Origin of the sequence: Enterobacter cloacae complex sp. ECL352, from assembly GCF_020149545.1 — a bacterium.
Taxonomy (GTDB): domain Bacteria; phylum Pseudomonadota; class Gammaproteobacteria; order Enterobacterales; family Enterobacteriaceae; genus Enterobacter; species Enterobacter asburiae_B.
In genome coordinates, this window is record NZ_CP083709.1 from 3,963,610 (window position 1) to 3,978,523 (window position 14,914).

Sequence of the window (14,914 nt, forward strand, 5' to 3'; positions counted from 1 at the left end):
TATGTGCGGGCAATATTTCTCTTTTCAAGTTACATGACGCGACAGGCAAACCCTTTCAGATACAGTCCTTCCGGGTAGGTAGCAATCACGGGGTGATCGGCTGCCTGACGGAACTGCTCTATAAATTGTACATCACGACCAGCATCTATTGCGGCATCGGCGATGATTTTCTGAAATAAATCTGTGGTCATCAGGCCGGAGCAGGAGAAGGTGAGCAGAACCCCGCCCGGGTTCAGCAGCTGGATAGCCAGCATGTTGATATCTTTATACCCGCGGCACGCGCCCATCAGCTGGCTTTTGTTTTCCACAAACTTCGGCGGATCCATCACGATGACGTCGAACTTCTCGCCCTGATCGCGATATTTACGCAGCAGCTTGAACACGTCATCGCGGACAAACTCCGCTTTGCTCAAGTCCAGCTTGTTGAGCTCGACGTTCTGTTTTGCCACGTCCAGCGCTTCCTGCGAGGTGTCCACGCTCACCACCTGAGCACAGCCGCCCATCAGCGCCGAAACGGCAAAACCGCCGGTATAGGAGAAGCAGTTCAGCACGCGTTTGTCGGCAACGTACTGACGCGTAGCCAGACGGCTATCGCGCTGGTCGAGGTAGTAACCCGTTTTGTGCCCGCCCTGAATATCCACCAGCAGCTTCATGCCGTGCTCTTCAATCGGCAGCAGGGCCGGTGGCAGTTCGCCCGTTACGGGCCCCTGAGTCAGCTCCATGCCTTCTTTTTTGCGCACCGCCACATCGCTGCGGTCGTAAATGGCGCATTCCGGGAACAGCATTTGCAGCGCGCTGATCAGCGCTGCACGCTGGTATTCCGCTCCGGCGCTCAGAAGCTGCAGCACCAGGAAGTTACCGAAGCGATCGATGGTCACGCCCGGCAGGCCGTCGGACTCACCGGCAATCAGGCGGTAGCTGTCCAGCCCGTCGCGTTTTGCCAGCCAGTCGCGCCACTGCTGCGCCTGCTGCAGGCGGCGAACGAAGAAGTCGATGTCGATGATTTCATCTTTATCAAACGTCCAGACGCGAGCGCGGATCTGGGACGCTGGCGAGTAGGCGCCTCGCGCTAACCATTTCCCCTGATGGTCAACGATATCAATGGTTTCACCGAGGCTGGCTTTGCCTTCCATACGGGCAACCGCGCCGGAAAAGACCCAGGGATGACGGCGCAGTAATGATTTCTCGCGCCCTTTGGCTAACACTAAACGTACACTCATAATTTGCTGTTCTGTCGATTTCAGGAAATGGCGCGTAGATTACCACATTCAGCAAGGCGCAATCATCTGCGGATACCGTTGAGCGTTTCGGCACAAAATCAAATCGCTTAGGCACATTACGATATTGCCGCTGGGTTTAGAGTGGGGCTTCCGGTACAGCAGAGGGAGCACCCATGAAAAAGCGCAGTGTGATAGCAATAGCCGCTCTGGCGGCGATGAGTTTTCAGGTTTTAGCAACAACGCCTTTCGGCATCACCAGCCAGGATATTTCCGGCGAAAGGCGGCTGGCGCAACAGCAGGTATTTGAGGGGTTTGGCTGCCACGGTGGGAATATCTCACCGCAGCTGGCATGGAAAAATCCGCCTGCCGGTACGAAAAGTTTTGCCGTCACGGTATATGACCCGGATGCGCCTACCGGCAGCGGCTGGTGGCACTGGACCGTAGCCAATATTCCGGCGAAGACAATGACGCTGCCCGCTGACGCCGGTAACCCGAACGGCGAGAAATTACCTGCCGGCGTTGTGCAGGGGCGTAATGATTTCGGCTATTCTGGATTCGGCGGCGCATGTCCACCCGAAGGGGACAAGCCTCACCGCTATCGGATTACCGTCTGGGCCCTGGACGTGGATAAACTGCCCGTCGACAACAATGCCAGCGGCGCGCTGGTCGGTTTTATGCTCAATAGTCACGTTCTGGCAAAGGCTCAGTTAACAGCAACCTACAGCAGATAAGGATGGCAGGGTGCAGGAGTTTCATTTTCGACATAACCATCTTACCGCGGGTGAAGTGACTGCCAGCAAAATGCATCGCCTGCACCAGGTTAAGCTCTTTTTTCCGGCTATTTGTCATATCACTCGCGGCACTAAGGTGATAGTTCAGGATGATAACCGCCTGGAGGCGACACGGGATGAGCTCATTATTATCCCGGCCAATACGGCGATGGAGATTATCAATCAGCCTGTAAACGGTCTGTTTCACTCGGATTTGCTGATGTTATCCCCGGAGATCGTCGCCGAGTTTAAGGCGCATTACCTGAAATCCTGGCCGCGCACGACGCTGCATTCGCTCTGCGCCCCGCTGAGCGAGGGGTTGGCGTTTATGTGGGACAATCTGCTGCACGCCGTGCGTCAGGATTTACCGGAGGCGCTACAAAAGCATCAGGCTTTCGGCCTTTTGCTGGCCCTGCTGCACGATGGCGTGGCGGGTCCGCTGCTTGTTGAGCGAAACAGTAACCTGACCGAGCAGGTGCGGCAGTTCATTATGCTGTCGCCCGCCAGAGACTGGACCGCGCAGGACGTTGCCAGCCGTCTGGCCTTAAGCGTGCCGACGCTGCGCAGACGCTTGCGTGAAGAATCGCAGAGTTTTCGCCAGATCGTGGAGGAGGTGAGGATGGCCGTTGCTTTGTCACAGCTCCAGTCAACCCGATTACCGATTGGTGAAATCGCATTACAATGTGGGTATCTTTCCAGCTCTCGTTTCACCGCCCGTTTCCGGCAGCACTATGGCTGTTTGCCGAAAACGCTACGTTAAGGAGAAGAAAAATGTCCAAAGTCTGCATTATTGCCTGGGTTCACGGCGTTGTTCAGGGCGTGGGGTTCCGCTACAGCACCCAGCGCGAAGCGGTTGAGCTTGGGCTCACGGGATACGCGCGAAATAGGGACGACGGCAGCGTTGAGGTGGTCGCCTGCGGCGAAGCGGAGCAGGTCGACAAGCTGGTGGCGTGGCTGAAAGCGGGCGGGCCGCGCAGCGCACGGGTTGATAAGGTGTTAACGGAACCGCATCAACCCGGGCGCGAATACGTAAACTTCGGGATTCGGTATTAAATACACTTCACCGGCTTAGGCAGGCCGGCAATTTTGGTGGCCTGTTTTGCCGGGCCTTTCGGGAACAGACGATACAGATAGCGGCTGTTGCCTTTCTCTTCTCCGAACTTATTGGCCATGGCTTTGACCAGCATGCGGATCGCCGGAGAGGTGTTGAATTCAAGATAGAACTCGCGAACAAAACGCACCACTTCCCAGTGTTCGGGGGAGAGGGTAATCCCTTCGTTTTCCGCAATTTTCTCCGCCAGCGGCTCGCTCCAGAGCGTCGGATCTTTCAGATAGCCTTCGCTATCGGTCTCAATTTCCTGGCCTGCAAAAATGAACATAATCTTCTGTCGTCTGTGAAAAAAACGGCGACAGTGTAGCAAAAAAGCCGCCGAAGGATAAGCCGTGCCCTACAGGAGCAGTTGCAGCAGATTGTTGGCATTAAGCTTTTTCAGCGCGTTGCATTTATGGGTCGAAACCTGCTTCTCAGACATACGCGTCACGATGGCAATGTGGCGTACCGGCAAGCCGGTAAGCATCAGATCGAGCACGTTGAATTCAAGGCCGGTAAGACAGCAGTCAAGACTTCGGACGCGGCGAGGCTCTTTTGCCAGCAAATATGCCGCATCAGCGACGGCGATCCGGTCATCGATGATATAAAGGGTCAACGTACTGAAACGCTTGCGTAAATGCGTCGCCAGCGCCCACCCCTTTTCATTGCAGACCAGATACAGGCTGCCTTGCCAGCGGGCGGCTTCCAGTCTGAGCAAAATGTTAATCAGTGCCTGATGCGTACCCGCCACGGAAAAACGACAGCGTACGACAACCACGCGGCGGGTAAGCAGCGCTGGCTGCCATTGCACGGTGTCGCTTTGGACCTCTGGCTGAACGCCCCGACGCAGCAGCGCGTAGCGCAACCCTTCGGCGTAAAATCGATTATTGTCGAGAATAGCGTAACTCACGGTGACCTCGTTATAACGTGCTGGGCGTATAGATAACGCGCAGCGTGCCGGTATAGTCGCCCGCGTTTTTGCTGCTGGCGGCAAACGCGGGGGTTTTCAGGATAATAGGGGCAGGAATGCACAATACGCTCTCGCGTCCGCCGGGCAGCACGACCTGACGCAGATGCTGCGGATCGTTCGTGCCTTGCCAGACCAGGGTTTTACCGTTCGCGACGGCTTCGGTTGCGCCTGTTATTGGATTGGTGACGGAGACCCGATAATCGAGACGATCCCGCGCATCGGTCTGGCTACCGCCGCGTCGCCTGATTGAAAACGCGCCTTCGGCACGATCCGCTGAGGGGAGTCCGTCATCCTCAAAGCGAAGATAGGCGCGGGTGCTGCTGCTGTTATTACCGTCGTACAGGCACATATCCAGCGAGTTTTCACCCTGGATCTCACTACCTCCCGGCCGCCCCGGGAAGTTGGTCAGGTTGAGGTTAACGATAGGCGTAGAGTGCGGAAATGCCGGCAGATAAATCTGCTGATTACCCGGATCGACCACCTCAATGCGAATGTTTGCCTGCCACCTGGCGATGGTGAGGTAGCCAGGGCATCCGACGTTGACGTCATTGAAGTTTCCGCCACAGTCGGCGCTCCCCCATTGACGCAGGTTCTGCTTCAGCGTTGCGGTCCAGATCCCCGGCAGGGCGAGCTTATCCAGTTCGCTTTTCACAATATAGAAATCGAAATAGGGCTCTCTGTTCCAGGCGCTGAGATCGCCCGTTCCCCCTGTGACAAAACTGGCGAAGGTAAAGACTTTATTGTTGATAAACATGTAGTGATCGCCATATACCTTGATATCCACCGTCTTGCTGGTGAGGGCATGCGTGAAACGTAAATTGATGGCATAGGGCGCGGCCGGGTTAGCTGAGAACCAGACCGGTGAGTTCATGCAGGCCCCGTTCGTGGTATCAGTTCGGGACTCACAGGTCAGGGTATTACGTCCCCACTTTTGCGGGTCGGCGAGGTCATAGCCGCCCGATTCATGAAACCAGATATCGAAACGCGCAGGCGGTGCCGTACGATCGAAGCTGATCCCAACGCTGGTGTTTCGTCCCGCAGGGGCGCCCGCCAGCGCCTGGCCTGTCCACAGGCTTAAGAATAGTAATATAAAGAAGCACTTAATCACATCATTTCCCTTTAGTGAGGTTGTCGGCGTTCATGGCAGTTGGACCGGCAGGTACCGATCGTCCGGCGAGCATCAGCTGCGCCTGCTGCTGGACGGCATCCGGCAGGGCGGAGAAGGTTAACTCCCGGCAAGGAATTGAGCCGACATAGCGCACCACGTCGCGCATACTTTTCACGTTGAGTTCGCACTGATAAAACTGCTGCTGGCGCACCAGGTAGAGGTTATGCAGCAGGGCATCGCTCTGGGCGCTGAATCCGCCGTTGCCGAGATCGCTCCAGCCGTTAACGTTCAGCGGCACGCCACCGATAAACGGCGAATGACGCTCGTCGGTTAACTGGCCGAGCCAGGTGTAGCTTGCGGTGGTTTGCACATCCCGACGCAGCAGTTTGCCAGGCACCATAAACAGCGTTCTGCTGCCTGAACCTTGCGTGATCTCACTGCTGGCTCCCCGGGATACGTCCAGCGATTCGTTAATCGTCAACGTTGTCTGCTGGTAGCCCGGCACTGCGAAGAGGGCGCGGCTATTGCCCGGAATGTCTGCGCTCCCGCTGTTATCCAGCGACACGGCAACGCTCGGAGCCTGGGTATCTTCCGGTGTGGCAACGTTAACCGCGACGGCGGAAGCAGGACGACCGTCGCTCCAGCGTCCCAGCCACAGGCCAGAACGCGACAGCGCAAGGGTCGAGCTGTAGTTGCCGCTGCTGCTCAGCGTATGGCGCCTGTCCTGACGATCCCAGGCGTCGCTGACGGTCAGGCTGCCGTTGCCGTATCGCCCGCCCTGGCGCGTATAGGCTGAGGTATTCAGCGAGTCGCTGTTAATGCCCGACGCGCTCAGACCATACTCGTTTTCGCCGCGTGCATCGGCGTACCAGTTATGCGCCACGTTGTAGCTCAGCTGATTTTTTTTCACGCTGCTGGTGCTGCCAGGTCGCGCCCATAGAGGTATAGCTCGAGGCATCACCCTGACGGTTATGCGCCATGGACAGGCTCACGCTCAGGTAGCCGCCTTTGTCCCTGCCGTCGCGGGCGTCATCGTGACGCATGAACAGGTTAATGCTGCTGTTAATGTTGAGGCCTCGGGTGCTAAAGGCATTGCTCAGCCCTCCCTGCCAGGCGCGCGAGCGCGAGCGGGTCATATAGACCGATTCCCACGGCAAACCCGCATCGTGGCGATCGTCGCTGTCCGGGAGCTCCCGACGTGAAACGTACCGTCCTTCGTTGCGGTTATCCGAATATCCGAGGCTCGCATACCAGGCGCCGACAGGGACGGAAAACATCACCGAGAGGGTGCGATAACAGCCGTTCACGGCGTCAAACCCCGCGCTTCGGGTGTTGCAGTTTTCCGCTGATAGCGCGTTGCGATAGAGGCTCAGTGAAAAACCGTCGTTGTAGCTGATTTGCTGAATATTGCCGCGCTGGCCTTCGCTGCCGTAAAGGTAGCTAAACCGGGTACTCAGCACGCCGTCGATCGGGCCCGCGTTGAAGCCCCGGCTCCAGTCGAGCGCATTTTCCATGAAACGCTGGTTTTTCTTTATCGTTGCTCCGCTGGTCAGCGCCAGGGTCGGGGTGACGGGCAGGCGCACACCCGCCTGCGCAACCGCGCTGCGTTCTTCGTTCCGATCGCTATTGTCGGTTTCACCCGCCTGCAGGAACCACTCGACGCGGTCAAATGGCGTAATGCCGGTTCGGGTAAACGGCACCTGCTCGGTACGCGTCAGCCGGTTATTTTCATAGACCGACAGCGTGACGGTGTAGCTCCCGTCCGGAAACGAGCGCGTGTCGAGGGTTTGCGCCCCGGCATTCAGGTAAAAGCTGGCCAGCAGCTGATTGCCACGGCGGGCGTCGATACGCGCGTCATGGGAAAGCAGTACGGTGACAGGCGTTCCCTTTGACTGCTGAACCGGATTAATCCACGCCCGTGTTGAACCTGTGAGCAGACCGCGAATTTTGCCCAGCGGCAGCTGGCTGAGGTTGATATTCCCGCCGGCATTACTGAACAGATCGCGGGTATCCATCTCGCCCAGCTGGACATAGTACTGACGCAGGATATCCTGGCGGAACCAGGCGTTGTTGACGGTTATCTCCTGCTGCTGCTGACGCCGTGAACGCTGTCCCAGCCAGGTCCAGTCGAGGTTAACATAGCCGTCCTGCGTGAGCGCCAGCGCGCCATTGCCCTGTACGGTAGCCGACTGATAATCCCTGTCGGCAACGAAGTTAATATTCTGCTGATGGATCAGCGCATTCTCGGTGTCCTGCGTGGGCTGATACCACTGATTTTCCGCGGTGGCTTTAGGCAGAAATTTCTTGTCCAAAAACAGGCTAATACGGGCGTTATTCTCATCATAGATAATGGCCGCGCGGTCGGTATCAATGTAATCGCAGCCCGCTGCGGAGCCGTTGCTGCTGCAGGCCTGGTTGCCGTTACGGGCAAGCGGAACGGCCAGCGCGGCAGACACGGTGCCAACGAGAGCAGGGTCGTCGTTAAACCGGCGTTTGATGGCCGCCACAACGGTTTCAGGTGCGACAAAACTGACCGTTTCAAGCGTGATATCCGTTTCAAAAAGTCCAAGCGACTCGCCGTAGAGGTTGACCTCTGTCCACAGGCGCTGCGTTTTCGCCAGATCTTCAAAACCTGCCGGGACGGCCATCCCGGCGCAGGCGAGTTGGATGGATGCGGGTAACAAAGCAACAAAGAGGAGAGTATTTCTGTGAAACGCCATGAACGAGCCTCGACATCATCCTGACGTCAGAGGGTGGGCACCCTCTGACGTTATTCCTTAGGTGCTGTGGTGTTACGCACCGCCTTCCGTGGTAGTCGCCTGCGTCAGCATCAGGCTGACAACGCCGCTGTACTGACCGGTTTTCAGAATGCCTTTGGTGGTCTGAGAAATGGTCAGCGGCAGTACCGCTGAACCGTTTTCAATGCTTCCCGGGAACAGTTCGGTACCGGTATATTCCACATCGGCGGTAGAGAGGGTTTTATCGCCCAGCTTCACCGTCATTGGAATGGTCTCGGCACCGTCGGCATTTGCCAGCTTCGCGGCGCTTACCAGACGGACTTTCACGTTGCTGGTGGCGGAGTTAGACCACACCTTGGTATTCAGGCGATAGCTTTCCAGACCGCGGCCAGGCAGATACTGCATATCGATGCTTGCCGGCAGCGGCGTGTTATCGGCCTGGGTCATGTCCAGCTGTGAATCAACGCTGGCGTTGACGGTAATATCTTTTTGGATCGCCAGCGCGCTAACGGACGTGGTCATCGCGGCAACAATCATCAGAGGTTTAAAGTACTTACGCATTGATATCTCCATATTTACAAATGAGCACCCTGGCTCTTTAAACAAACCCTTTGGGGTCTTTACGGTAACGTCGTGTTATTGCACGACGGGTAAATCAGCTTCTTCAGCGGTTTTATTCACCCAGTTGAAGTAGCGGAATTTATATTTCTGGCCTTGTGTATTTGTGAGCGTTTTTAATGTCCGTTCGGTGTCCGGATAAATCGTCGCGTCTTCTTTAATCCATTTACACGATGAATCAGCGTCACAAATACCGAGCTCTCTCAGCGGCACGCGCAGCGTACCGTTGTTTTTTAACGTACCCCTGCGAGGGTCTATCGAGAGTGAAACCACGCTTTTTTCCGGTGCGAGGTGGATCAGAGCGCCCCAGATTACGTTGACGCCCAGTGTCGCCGTCGCAGCCGGGCTTTCTGCCTTGCCGGGAATAATGCTGTCAGGCTGCTTTACTCCTTCAAAATAGACTCTCCAGGTGGTCTCTTTTTCCGGTGGCGTAAGCGATACCAGACGAACGACGCGCATGGCGCCTGCCGCGAGGGCAAATTTTTCGGGCGTGACAACAACGCCGCCTTCTTTCCACGAGGCCACATCAATCTCTTTTTCCTGGGCCGTGCCGGGATTAAGAATTTTCTTTTGCCTCACCCGAATGAACTGAATATCATCCGTTTTCGACGCTACCTTAATTTGTGCCGCACCGGACCTGTCCACATTCAGTTCCATGGGGTACACGCTCATATTGGCCATTGCCATTTCTGAGAAAAATGGCAATGACAGCGCGGCGGCACAAAAGGCGGTTGTCATGTTCACTCTATTTTTCTGTTTCACATTCAGTCTGCCTGCTCTGAGTTCATCGGCGGCGCGTTAACACCAGGACACCGTCTGCTTTCGTATTGCTTCAGGGCAGGGAAACTTTAACCAGAACAGCGGTTTGTGAAAATTTGTATTAATTAACTCGTTAAATACAGGTTTTTATCCTGCTTTTCTGTCTTTAAGGTTGTATAGTTAAGCGAAAATACCGCGACCAGGGATAGGAAGAAAATTCCTTCTGATGAAAAAATAAGCAGGTCAGGAGGCGGTTTTCATGTCGATGTACCAGGGATTAAAAAAGCATGCGGTAACAGCCGAGAATAAAAGATGTTTTTTATATGCAATAATTCGTTGTTATTCGATCCTGAAGCACATGCAATAAGTCTTGTTGGACAACCAGAATCTGTATTAACGCTTTCGGCGCCAGCCGTGCGGCTTTTGCAGGAATTTATAAAACACAAAGGGCACGACCTGAGCCGGGAGGAATTGATCACTCGCGTGTGGGAGGAATTTGGCTTTACGCCATCGGGAAATAATCTCAATAAAGCGGTAAGCGAATTACGTAAAAGCTTCCAGTCTCTGGGAGAGGCGCACGAATTTATTGTGACCGTACCCCGTTACGGATTTCGCTTCGATGCTGAGGTGATTTTTCAGCCTGGAGAGAATATTCCATCCGTCGATCCGCAGCCCTCGGTCGCACCGCAAGAAGTAAAGCCTCAACGCGCCTCCATGAAAAAATGGGCGATTGTGGCCGTATTGATCGTCGCTGCGCTGGGGACGAGTCTCTACTTTAGCCGACAGCAGGGGATTTTCATTCCGGCGAAACTCAAGCCGGTTAAGGAAAAAATCGCGCGTTGCAGCATCTGGATTATCAACGATCACGGACGACCGCTGGTGCTATCGAAATTAGCGGAGCGGCTGGAGGCTAATAACGTGGCGTGCGGACGGGAGGCGTACGACATTTATTATTTCAGCGCCCGTTTTACTATTTCCGCTGCAGATGAGGTGTTTATTGGTGCCTGTCCGGTCAGCAAAACCAGCCTGTGTAAAACCATACGTTATAAAAGCGGGGCACAAAAATGAAAATAAAACTTCTTTTTGGCGTGGGCGGTGTCCTGGTTGGTTGTTCGCTGGCATTTTTTTACTATTCCGGCAGCGTGGGTAAAAAGGATGTGCTGGCCTGCAGCACTGAATTTAATTTCACGCGCAATGAGGGGAAAGCCAGTGAAGTGAAGGTCAATACCGTTGCCCAGTTCTATTTTCATCGGGACGGTACCGGGTTGACCACCTATAAAGGCGCGGCAAGGGCTGGCGGGCAATGTTTGATCGTTGACAGGGATGTGGATTTTACCTGGCAGCAGCGGGACGATGATAACGTCATCGTATTGAGCTACACCAAAACCTGGCGTCGGCACAATGACAATACGCCTGATGCTCAGTGGGGTAGCTTTGCCAATCCGACCGCACGCTACTACCTTACAATCTCTGAACTCTCGCCTTCCGTGTGGCTGATTCAGGACCGGCGCTATCCCACCTATATTTGCCGGGGTGAGTAGGGCATAAAAAAAGGAGAATGCCACAGGCATTCTCCTTTTTCGTATCTGTTGTGCTTAATCCCGGCTGGCGAAGCCCAGGATGCTCAGCAGGCTGACGAAGATGTTGTACAGCGACACATACAGGCTCACGGTGGCGCGGATATAGTTCGTCTCGCCGCCGCGAATGATGTTGCTGGTTTCGAACAGGATCGCGCCTGAAGAAATCAGAATAAACACGGCGCTGATCGCCAGATGCAGGGCAGGCAGCTGCAGGAAGATGTTTGCCACCATGCCCACCAGCACTACCACAACACCCGCCATAAGCATACCGCCGAGGAAGGACATGTCCTTACGCGTGGTCAGCACGTAGGCCGAGCAGCAGAAGAACACCAGCGCGGTACCGCCCAGCGCCATGCCGATAAGGTCACCCATACCGGCAGACAGATACGCATTTAGCATCGGCCCCAGGATGTAGCCCAGGAAGCCGGTGAAGGCAAACGCGGACAGAATACCAACGGGCTTGTCAGCGGTTTTGTAGGTCAGGAACATCAGACCATACATACCCACCAGCGTCAGGATCAGCCCCGGAGACGGCAGCATCAGCACGGTGCTGGCGGTGGCGGTGATCGCTGAGAAAGCCAGCGTCAGGCTGAGCATGAAATAGGTATTGCGCAGCACCTTGTGGGTGCTGAGTAGCGATGTGCGGTCGCGTGAAGAAGTAATTATACGATCCATGAGTCACTCTCTTATGACAGATGTAATTAGTGGAAAGAATAGGAAACGGCACGCCAGTCTCAAAGTGGTTTTACCCATCTTTACTCAGCACGTTAGCGCTGGAGGTGGTTATTTCTTCTGCAGAAATCCGTTTCGCCAGTATGAACAGCGGTTTGCGACAATTTACCAGATCAAGCTCTTATAGGTTACTGAAAAATATTGCGTTATTACCATTCGAACGCTAAGAGTTATTTCCGGATCGTCATAAAACAGACTATAAGGCGAAGGAAATGAAACCACAAACACGCACTCACTTTACGCTCTCTTTGTTAACCGCAGGGATCCTGTGCGCCAGCACGGCAGCCTGGGCGGCTAACGTGCCGGCAGGAACCGCGCTGGCCGACAAACAGGAACTGGTCAGAAACAACGGCAGTGAACCGGCTTCGCTCGACCCGCATAAAGTCGAAAGCGATGTCGAATTCAATATTATCAGTGATTTATTCGAAGGGCTGGTAAGCGTCTCCCCGGCAGGAGAAGTCCAACCGCGACTGGCGGAAAAATGGGAGAACAAGGACAACACCGTCTGGACGTTCCATTTGCGCCCGGGCATCACCTGGAGTGACGGCACGGCGATTACCGCTGAGGATGTGGTCTGGAGCTGGCAGCGCCTGATCGATCCGAAAACGGCTTCGCCGTATGCCAGCTATCCGGGCAACATGCATATCGTCAACGCGGCCGATATTGCTCAGGGAAAAAAAGCGCCCGATACGCTGGGCGTAAAAGCGATTAACGACACCACGCTGGAAGTGACGCTCACGCAGCCAAACGCGGCCTTCCTCGCGATGCTGGCGCACCCGTCGCTGGTGCCGGTGGATAAAGTGCTGATTGGCCGCTTCGGGGATAAGTGGACCAAGCCGGAGCATTTCGTGAGCAGCGGGGCGTATAAGCTGTCGCAGTGGGTGGTCAACGAACGCATCGTTGCAGAGCGCAACCCGCGCTACTGGGATAACGCGCATACCGTGATTAACAAAGTCACCTACCTGCCCATCACGTCCGAGGCCTCGGATGTGAACCGCTATAAGGCGGGCGAAATTGACATCGTGTACACGGTGCCGATCAACCAGTTTACCCAGCTCAAGAAAACCCTCGGCAGCGAGTTGGACGTTTCACCTCAGCTTGCGACCTATTATTACGAATTCAATACCACCCGGCCGCCGTTTAACGACGCGCGCGTGCGTAAGGCGCTCAACATGGCGCTGGATAAAGACATCATTGCCGGAAAAGTATTAGGGCAGGGGCAGCGCCCTGCGTGGCTCATCAGCCAGCCGGATATTGGCGGCGTGAAGTTACAGAACCCGGATTACGCCAGCTGGCCGCTGGACAAGCGCATCGCGGAGGCGAAAAAGCTGCTGAACGAGGCCGGATATAACGCCAGCCATCCTCTGAGCTTCAACCTGCTCTACAACACCTCTGAATCGCACCAGCGCATCGCGATTGCGGCCAGCTCCATGTGGAAGAAAAACCTTGGCGTGGAGGCAAAGCTGCAAAACCAGGAGTGGAAAACCATGCTGGATACCATGCACACCCACAACTTTGACGCGGTGCGGTATGCGTGGATTGCCGATTACGACGATGCGGCGACCTTCCTGAATAACTTCCGCACGGGCGACAGCGAAAACACCAGCCAGTACAGCAATCCGGACTACGATCGGGCGCTGCTCAGTGCCGCAAAAGCCAAATCAGCGGAAGAGCGGGGTAAGTTCTACCAGCAGGCGGAAGATCTGCTGGGGCGTGATGTGCCGGCCATTCCGGTTTATCACTACGTCCGCACGCACCTGGTGAAACCGTGGGTAGGCGGATTTACGCCGGATAAGCTGGGGTACTATTTCACGAAAGACATGTACATCAAAAAACACTAGGCCTGTGCTGATAAAATCGTCGATGTGTCGTCAGTTCAACCGATTAAACACGTTTTGACTATTTTTACAGCGAACGAGTGCAGCCACTCTTTACAGCTCGCGGTGAGGTGTTTATAGTTCGCCTCACTTAGGAAGTGTGGCCGAGCGGTTGAAGGCACCGGTCTTGAAAACCGGCGACCCGAAAGGGTTCCAGAGTTCGAATCTCTGCGCTTCCGCCAGATATAAACCCCAGGTTACTCGTTAACCTGGGGTTTTTCTTTTGGATTGACCGATCCGCCTCACGCTATTAAGACTCCGCTTTTTCCCTGTAAAAAACAGGCGTTATCATTCACCCCGTAAATATATTGCTATTTCTCACCGAGGCGGGTGGCGTTCATGCATTGAACTGGCAATTTAGCGATATCGTTGCGGATGCAGGAATGTAGGCCGGGTAAGCGCAGCGCCACCCGGCAATAAAGGCGACGTTTAAGAGCGGATAAAGGCCAGAATGTCCGCGTTGATGGTATCCGCGTGCGTGGTATGCATCCCGTGCGGGAAGCCCGGATAAATTTTCAGTACGCTGTTCGCCAGCAGTTTATCCTGCAGCAGGGCAGCGTTTTTATACGGCACGACCTGATCGTCATCGCCCTGCAACACCAGAACGGGAACCGTGATGGTTTTCAAATCTTCCGTCTGGTCGGTCTCTGAAAACGCCTTAATCCCCTCGTAGTGGGCCTTGGCGCTGCCGATCATCCCCTGACGCCACCAGTTCTGGATCGTACCCTGTGAAACGTCCGCGCCCTCCCGGTTAAAGCCGTAGAAAGGGCCGCTGGCGACGTCGAGGTAAAACTGGGCGCGATTAGCCGCCAGCGCTTTGCGGAAGCCGTCGAAAACCTCGATGGGCGTTCCGCCGGGGTTACTGTCCGTTTTGACCATCAGCGGCGGGACGGCGCTGACGAGCACCGCTTTGGCGACGCGCCCCTGCGGTTGCCCATACTGCGCAACATAGCGGGCGACCTGTCCGCCGCCGGTGGAGTGACCGACGTGCACGGCATTGCGCAGGTCCAGGCTTTCAACCACGGCCGACGCGTCGGCCGCGTAATGATCCATATCGTGGCCTTCACTCACCTGGTCCGAACGCCCGTGACCGCGACGATCGATAGCGATAACGCGATAGCCTTCAGCGAGGAAGAAGAGCATCTGGTTATCCCAGTCATCGGCACTTAGCGGCCAGCCGTGGTGGAAAACAATGGGTTGAGCCTCTTTTGGGCCCCAGTCTTTGTAGTAAATATTGACGCCGTCTTTCGTTGTTACGAATGCCATACCGCAGACTCCTCTGTTAAAGGCAAAACGTTCCCCGGCTGAGCGCACAGCGAATCATTAATGCCTTAATTAAGTTGGCTTTTTTCTGTTTCCCGTACCGACAGTACTCCTAAAGTGTAGGAGAAATAGTAAAAGCAGTCGGTTTCATTCCTGTGAAAGGGGCAGGACAGCGTTCAGGGGGAGGGG

General features: G+C 55.3%; 16 protein-coding genes and 1 tRNA gene. 7 read left to right on the plus strand and 10 right to left on the minus strand.

The annotated features are described in order from the left end of the window. Positions 1-29: 29 nt before the first annotated feature. Positions 30-1,220 carry a 23S rRNA (cytosine(1962)-C(5))-methyltransferase RlmI gene (gene rlmI, locus LBF07_RS19230; protein ID WP_094934913.1) on the minus strand — a complete coding sequence of 397 codons (1,191 nt, stop codon included), beginning with the start codon at positions 1,218-1,220 and terminating at the stop codon, positions 30-32. Between the two features lie 173 nt (positions 1,221-1,393). Between rlmI and LBF07_RS19235 the strand changes: the two genes are divergently transcribed. From LBF07_RS19235 to yccX, 3 genes are read left to right on the plus strand one after another with little or no spacing between them, the layout of a single operon-like run. Beyond that, positions 1,394-1,951 (plus strand): kinase inhibitor, encoded by a 558-nt coding sequence (locus LBF07_RS19235; RefSeq protein ID WP_094934914.1) that lies wholly within the window; start codon positions 1,394-1,396, stop codon positions 1,949-1,951. Between the two features lie 10 nt (positions 1,952-1,961). After that, positions 1,962-2,750: an AraC family transcriptional regulator gene (locus LBF07_RS19240; RefSeq protein ID WP_094934915.1), complete on the plus strand. Its 789-nt coding sequence runs from the start codon at positions 1,962-1,964 to the stop codon at positions 2,748-2,750. Positions 2,751-2,761: 11 nt separating this feature from the next. Then, the gene (gene yccX, locus LBF07_RS19245; RefSeq protein ID WP_032658146.1) at positions 2,762-3,043 is read left to right on the plus strand and encodes an acylphosphatase; all 282 of its coding nucleotides are present in this window, start codon (positions 2,762-2,764) and stop codon (positions 3,041-3,043) included. On the opposite strand, the gene tusE is transcribed toward yccX, so the two are convergent. From tusE to LBF07_RS19280, 7 genes are all read right to left on the minus strand, one after another. Continuing rightward, positions 3,040-3,369: a sulfurtransferase TusE gene (gene tusE, locus LBF07_RS19250; RefSeq protein ID WP_094934916.1), complete on the minus strand. Its 330-nt coding sequence runs from the start codon at positions 3,367-3,369 to the stop codon at positions 3,040-3,042. The two genes, yccX and tusE, sit on opposite strands and share 4 nt — an antisense overlap. 69 nt (positions 3,370-3,438) lie before the next feature. Then, entirely contained in the window at positions 3,439-3,990 is a 552-nt protein-coding gene (locus tag LBF07_RS19255; RefSeq protein ID WP_047061513.1) for a LuxR C-terminal-related transcriptional regulator, read from the minus strand. A 10-nt stretch (positions 3,991-4,000) separates the two neighbouring features. Continuing rightward, positions 4,001-5,158: a CfaE/CblD family pilus tip adhesin gene (locus LBF07_RS19260; RefSeq protein ID WP_087822289.1), complete on the minus strand. Its 1,158-nt coding sequence runs from the start codon at positions 5,156-5,158 to the stop codon at positions 4,001-4,003. A 1-nt stretch (position 5,159) separates the two neighbouring features. Further along, the gene (locus LBF07_RS24625; protein ID WP_232926327.1) at positions 5,160-6,068 is read right to left on the minus strand and encodes a CS1-pili formation C-terminal domain-containing protein; all 909 of its coding nucleotides are present in this window, start codon (positions 6,066-6,068) and stop codon (positions 5,160-5,162) included. Next, positions 6,031-7,878 (minus strand): TcfC E-set like domain-containing protein, encoded by a 1,848-nt coding sequence (locus tag LBF07_RS24630; RefSeq protein ID WP_232926328.1) that lies wholly within the window; start codon positions 7,876-7,878, stop codon positions 6,031-6,033. Before LBF07_RS24630 ends, LBF07_RS24625 begins: the two co-directional genes overlap by 38 nt. Positions 7,879-7,950: 72 nt before the next feature. After that, positions 7,951-8,457, minus strand: coding sequence for a CS1 type fimbrial major subunit (locus tag LBF07_RS19275; protein ID WP_021240847.1), 507 nt, complete (start codon positions 8,455-8,457; stop codon positions 7,951-7,953). Positions 8,458-8,532: 75 nt separating this feature from the next. Then, positions 8,533-9,276: a fimbrial protein gene (locus LBF07_RS19280; RefSeq protein WP_165356693.1), complete on the minus strand. Its 744-nt coding sequence runs from the start codon at positions 9,274-9,276 to the stop codon at positions 8,533-8,535. A gap of 309 nt (positions 9,277-9,585) precedes the next feature. On the opposite strand from LBF07_RS19280, the gene LBF07_RS19285 reads away from it, so the two are divergent. Both LBF07_RS19285 and LBF07_RS19290 read left to right on the plus strand, forming a co-directional pair. After that, positions 9,586-10,341, plus strand: coding sequence for a winged helix-turn-helix domain-containing protein (locus tag LBF07_RS19285; RefSeq protein ID WP_094934918.1), 756 nt, complete (start codon positions 9,586-9,588; stop codon positions 10,339-10,341). After that, on the plus strand, positions 10,338-10,814 hold the full coding sequence (locus LBF07_RS19290) for a hypothetical protein (protein ID WP_033145135.1): 477 nt from the start codon (positions 10,338-10,340) through the stop codon (positions 10,812-10,814). The genes LBF07_RS19285 and LBF07_RS19290 overlap by 4 nt, the downstream gene beginning before the upstream one ends. A 54-nt stretch (positions 10,815-10,868) precedes the next feature. Here LBF07_RS19290 and yccA read toward each other — a convergent pair whose 3' ends face one another. After that, positions 10,869-11,528 carry an FtsH protease modulator YccA gene (gene yccA / locus LBF07_RS19295; protein WP_023335168.1) on the minus strand — a complete coding sequence of 220 codons (660 nt, stop codon included), beginning with the start codon at positions 11,526-11,528 and terminating at the stop codon, positions 10,869-10,871. 269 nt (positions 11,529-11,797) lie between these two features. On the opposite strand from yccA, the gene LBF07_RS19300 reads away from it, so the two are divergent. Together LBF07_RS19300 and LBF07_RS19305 are read left to right on the plus strand one after the other, a co-directional pair. Further along, positions 11,798-13,426, plus strand: coding sequence for an ABC transporter substrate-binding protein (locus tag LBF07_RS19300; protein WP_094934919.1), 1,629 nt, complete (start codon positions 11,798-11,800; stop codon positions 13,424-13,426). Positions 13,427-13,556: 130 nt separating this feature from the next. Continuing rightward, a tRNA-Ser gene (locus tag LBF07_RS19305) sits at positions 13,557-13,644 on the plus strand. A 247-nt stretch (positions 13,645-13,891) separates the two neighbouring features. On the opposite strand, the gene LBF07_RS19310 is transcribed toward LBF07_RS19305, so the two are convergent. Beyond that, positions 13,892-14,728, minus strand: coding sequence for an alpha/beta fold hydrolase (locus tag LBF07_RS19310; protein ID WP_094934920.1), 837 nt, complete (start codon positions 14,726-14,728; stop codon positions 13,892-13,894). Between the last annotated feature and the right edge of the window lie 186 nt (positions 14,729-14,914).

Bases quoted from the DNA above. Each gene is read 5' to 3' on its own strand.
- rlmI (WP_094934913.1), bottom strand. From the start codon at position 1,220: ATGAGTGTACGTTTAGTGTTAGCCAAAGGGCGCGAGAAATCATTACTG.
- LBF07_RS19235 (WP_094934914.1), top strand. From the start codon at position 1,394: ATGAAAAAGCGCAGTGTGATAGCAATAGCCGCTCTGGCGGCGATGAGT.
- yccX (WP_032658146.1), top strand. From the start codon at position 2,762: ATGTCCAAAGTCTGCATTATTGCCTGGGTTCACGGCGTTGTTCAGGGC.
- tusE (WP_094934916.1), bottom strand. From the start codon at position 3,369: ATGTTCATTTTTGCAGGCCAGGAAATTGAGACCGATAGCGAAGGCTAT.
- LBF07_RS24630 (WP_232926328.1), bottom strand. From the start codon at position 7,878: ATGGCGTTTCACAGAAATACTCTCCTCTTTGTTGCTTTGTTACCCGCA.
- LBF07_RS19275 (WP_021240847.1), bottom strand. From the start codon at position 8,457: ATGCGTAAGTACTTTAAACCTCTGATGATTGTTGCCGCGATGACCACG.
- LBF07_RS19285 (WP_094934918.1), top strand. From the start codon at position 9,586: ATGTTTTTTATATGCAATAATTCGTTGTTATTCGATCCTGAAGCACAT.
- LBF07_RS19290 (WP_033145135.1), top strand. From the start codon at position 10,338: ATGAAAATAAAACTTCTTTTTGGCGTGGGCGGTGTCCTGGTTGGTTGT.
- yccA (WP_023335168.1), bottom strand. From the start codon at position 11,528: ATGGATCGTATAATTACTTCTTCACGCGACCGCACATCGCTACTCAGC.
- LBF07_RS19300 (WP_094934919.1), top strand. From the start codon at position 11,798: ATGAAACCACAAACACGCACTCACTTTACGCTCTCTTTGTTAACCGCA.
- LBF07_RS19310 (WP_094934920.1), bottom strand. From the start codon at position 14,728: ATGGCATTCGTAACAACGAAAGACGGCGTCAATATTTACTACAAAGAC.